This window comes from Mycobacterium nebraskense, from assembly GCF_002102255.1.
In the GTDB taxonomy this organism is placed as follows: domain Bacteria; phylum Actinomycetota; class Actinomycetes; order Mycobacteriales; family Mycobacteriaceae; genus Mycobacterium; species Mycobacterium nebraskense.
This window is the reverse complement of the sequence record NZ_LQPH01000184.1, coordinates 1-4,008: the sequence shown is the minus strand read 5'-3', so window position 1 is coordinate 4,008 and position 4,008 is coordinate 1. Positions and strand designations below refer to the sequence as shown.

General features: G+C 63.1%; 2 protein-coding genes and 3 pseudogenes. 3 read left to right on the top strand and 2 right to left on the bottom strand.

Annotated features, from left to right (window positions below):
- Positions 1 to 78 precede the first annotated feature (78 nt).
- Both AWC17_RS30510 and AWC17_RS30505 read right to left on the bottom strand, forming a co-directional pair.
- Positions 79 to 414 (bottom strand): annotated as a pseudogene (locus AWC17_RS30510) (IS5 family transposase); the annotation flags it as partial.
- Positions 413 to 1,701: pseudogene (locus AWC17_RS30505) on the bottom strand (IS1380 family transposase); the annotation flags it as partial. The pseudogenes AWC17_RS30510 and AWC17_RS30505, both read right to left, overlap by 2 nt.
- A 277-nt stretch (positions 1,702 to 1,978) precedes the next feature.
- On the opposite strand from AWC17_RS30505, the gene AWC17_RS30500 reads away from it, so the two are divergent.
- From AWC17_RS30500 to AWC17_RS30490, 3 genes and pseudogenes are all read left to right on the top strand, one after another.
- Positions 1,979 to 2,989, top strand: a complete 1,011-nt coding sequence (locus AWC17_RS30500) for an alpha/beta hydrolase (RefSeq protein WP_033721600.1) — start codon at positions 1,979 to 1,981, stop codon at positions 2,987 to 2,989.
- Between the two features lie 82 nt (positions 2,990 to 3,071).
- Positions 3,072 to 3,378 (top strand): annotated as a pseudogene (locus tag AWC17_RS33755) (TetR/AcrR family transcriptional regulator); the annotation flags it as partial.
- Between the two features lie 218 nt (positions 3,379 to 3,596).
- The coding region (locus AWC17_RS30490) for an MmpS family transport accessory protein (RefSeq protein ID WP_085081474.1) at positions 3,597 to 4,008 on the top strand (412 nt) is incomplete at its 3' end.

Genomic DNA, 4,008 nt, shown 5'->3' with positions numbered 1-4,008 from the left:
ACTCTACCGTTGGCGCTCACTACTACACAGCGGAGCACTCCACCAACTTGTCAATGCACTCTGAATTACGAAGAGCCGTTGATGGGCACGCACGTTGGTCGAATCGACTGATAACAGCTTTTCGATGTCGGCGTGCACGTCGGCGTCGAACCCGAACGAGGCCGCGACCCGGGCGAACATCTCGTCGTACGTGCCGTCCAGCGACCACCGGTGATGGCGTTTCCACACTGTTTGCCACGGCCCGAATTCGGCGGGCAGGTCCCGCCACGGGCATCCTGTGCGAAAATGCCAGGCGATCGCTTCCAGGATCAGCCGGTGATCACGAAACCTGTTGCCTCGCTTACCGTCATGCGACGGCATCAACGGCTCGACCACCGCCCAAAACTCATCACAAATCACACCCGTCCGTGTCACGAGATCGATCTTGGCTGCGGGCGGGTTGATGACGCTCGAAGGCCAGGGTTTGAGTCCAGGCGATCAGGTCGCCAGCCAGGGCGACGACTTCGAGCCAGATCCGGTTGGCCCGGTAGCTGTGGAAAGGCAGGTTACGCAGGCCGGTGTCCTTCAGACAGCGGATACGGTCTTCGGCGCGGGCGCGTTGGCGGTGACGCACTTCCAGGGTCGGCAGCGTCCAGCCGGTTCCGCGAGTGTTGGTCGCAAAGCAGGTGATTCGCCAGCCGTTATGGTCGGTCAGCCGTAGCTGGGCACCGGGGTGAGGACGTTCACGGCGGGCGATGACTCGCATCCCGCGTGGCCATTCCTGGGGGCCGTACTTGGCCGGCGAACGGGTGGGTTTGACCGGGGTCGGCATCCAGTTGGTGAGCTCGGCGACCTGCGCACCCTCACGAGGTGCGCCGTCACTGTCGAGCGCAGCCACCCAAGCCTGCTCGGGAATCGTCTCGATCGCGGCCTGGACAGGGCCGTGAGCGGGAAACCCGATGGAATAGTGCAATCCGGCGTCGGTGAGGTGATGCAGGAATGCTTTAGACGCCCCGCCGGCATCGGCGCGCACCAGCACCTGGCCCCGCTCGGCGGCGGGCAGTTGTTCCAGCGCGGCGCCCAGCACTGTGATGTGATCAGAACTATTGAACGGCGAGGCCTTTCCGGGCGTAGGTCCAGCGCCAGAGTTTCTCCGGTGCCGTGCTCGCCATGGTCGACAAAAGCGCACATCGGGGCGAACCCATAAGACATCTTGTGGGTCGCCTCAGCGCCCTCCTTATCCGAATGCGCCGCCACCAGGGTGGCATCGATATCGACGATGACCTGCCCACCCTCTCGTGTTCCCGGTGTTCCCGCCAGCGGCCGACGCCGTGACCAGACCCGGTCACGGGCTGCAGCGTGTGCCGAGCGCAGCGCCATGACCGCAGCATCGGTGGTGGCGTCATCGACGGCCAACGCCGCAAACAACCGAGACACAGTCGGGTCGGAGGCCACGACTCCGAACAAGTCGCGCTGCGCACGGACTGCGGCCACATCGGCCAAACAGTCACCACCGAGCGCGACCGCGATCGCCACGTCAAGCAGCACCTTGCCCGGATCATGGCGGGCCCGCGCCAGCCGCCACGGCCCCAGCGCCCTCGATAGGACAAGCCCCAGGCCCGCAACCCGGATCGTCTCGTTCATCATCGCCGCGCCCGATGACGTCACCAACGACTCGCGGACATCATCGACGACCAGCCCACCAACTGCGTTACGCTTCACCTACGGAGTTGCCTTCCTGCTTGAGGATCTTGAGACTTCAGCAATCCCAAGAATTCCCTGCAGGACAGGCGCTTCCGTGCATTACACGCCGTCACAACCCCCAACGACATGAAACCTCGAGGCTAGCATTGTGAAGTCGGCGATCTGGGCCCCTCCCGTCCGATCGCGAGGGGTCTGTCGAACGTGCAGACCGCTACCGTCCTCACTCCTTCGCGCGTTACAGCGGACCCCATACAGATAGTATCTAATACATGCGGTACCTGATACCGTTGGCTCTGTGAATTCGTCTGATTGGCGGGATCGGCCCGCGAGCGCCCACTTCGGCTCCATCTGCTGGCAGTCGCGCCTGCTGGCGTTATTGACGGCTATCTTCGCGCGCCCAGTGCTCGCTACCTTGACCGTCATCGGCATAGTCATCAACCGTTTCAGTCCTCACCTGTTGCAGCGTGCACGCCTTGACGTCATCGACAAACCGCTGCGCGTGGTGCCGCCACCGGCGGGAACTCAAGTGACCCCCGTCGCATTGCCACAGTGTCCGGCCGAGTGGGTGGTATTCCCGACGGCCCGCCAGTCCGACCGGGTTATCGTCTACTTCCACGGCTCGGCGCTGGTGACTTTGGGTCTCAATTCGCATCGGCGGTTTGTCGGTAAGCTCTCCCAAGAGACCGGCGCGCGGGTATTCAATGTCGGTTACCGGCTGGCCCCGCAGGCCCGCCTTGAGGATGCCGTGTCCGACGGGCTCGACGCCTACCGCTACGTTATGTCGCTCGGCTTTTCAGCGGATCGCATTGTGCTAGCAGGAGATTCGGCCGGTGGCATGGTGGCTGCCGGTACCGCACTGGCCGCCCGCGACAGCGGGCTGCCGGTGCCTGCGGGTCAGGCGCTGATGTCACCGCTGACGTCGTCGGATATGGGGCTGAAGTACCGGGCCCTCAAAGACCATCGCGACGTGATGTTTCCGTTCATGACGGTGAAGTTCCTCTATGACGTCTTCGGTACTGTCAACGGCACCCGGGCGGCGCCAGTGATGCCGTCGGAGGCCGATCTGCATGGCCTTGGCCCATTTTTGCTCCAGGTTGGCACCCACGAGATGCTGCTCAATGACACCCTCACGCTGGCCGACCGGCTGCGGGCTCACGGCGTACCAGTGTGGGTGCAGCAGTGGCACAAGGCGATGCACATGTTCCAGCTCGGTTTCGACGTCAACCCAGATGCGCTTCGCGCGGTTGAGGAGGTGGCGATGTTTATCCGTCATCTCACCACCGCGCCGGAAAAGAACAGCGCATAATCCGCCCATCGCGCAGGTCGTGGAACATAGAGCAGCCAGTAGCGCAGGGCTTCAAGTGCGGCGCGGACCAAGACGCCGGTCGCAGCACGAGGTGGACGACGAACGGGTTGTCGAGGTCAAGCGGATCAGGACCGCCGCGACGCTATCCCCGCCGACGCAATTGAGAGCTCGTTGCCTGCGCTCGGCCGTTCGGGATCACTGGATATGCTGTTGGCCGCCTACTCGCTGGTGGCCACCCTCTGGCAGACGCCAACCCGCCAGAGCGGCTCACCGATGTCTACGCAAAGGGCGCGCAAGTCGTTCCGCCCGAGTGGAATCTGGGCTTCGCGTCCGCCTTGACCCGCCTGCTGACCGCCAGGTGCATCGGCCTCATCTCTGAAACCTCATGAACAGAAAAGGAGACCAGGACGCAGTGGCTTGGCGAACTGCAACCGGTGAAAACGATGCCAACCTTGTCGATGGCCGGGAACCAGGCGAGACCGCGCAGCCTTCCGCCGGCAATGGCTTTGCGCCAAACGCTAAGTTGCGATCGAGCCAGTCGAACGGGCGGTGGGGCGCCCAACTAGCGGGAGATGGTTGGCTGGGGAGGATTCACGTTGGCGCTGCGATGAAGAAAATGTGGATCGTCCTGGTCATCGTGGCGGTGGTGGCGGTAGCGGGCTTCTGCGTACTGCGGCTTCGCACCTTTTTCGGCGTCCACGACAATCGCCCGATGACCAGCGGCATCGCCGATGAGATCAAGCCGTTCAATCCCAAGCGCGTGGTTTACCAGGTTTATGGTCCCCCGGGGACGGTGGCCAACATCAACTACTTGGACATCAATGCCCAGCCCCAGAAAGCTAGCAACGTGCCTTTGCCCTGGACGCTCTCGGTTACCTCGACGCTGCCCTCGGTGAGCGTCAACATCGTCGCGCAGGGCGACAGCAACCAAATCGGCTGCCGGATCATCGTGGACGAGGTGGTCAAGGACGAAAGGTCGAGTCAGGGTATGAATGCGCAAACGTTCTGCATAGTGAAGT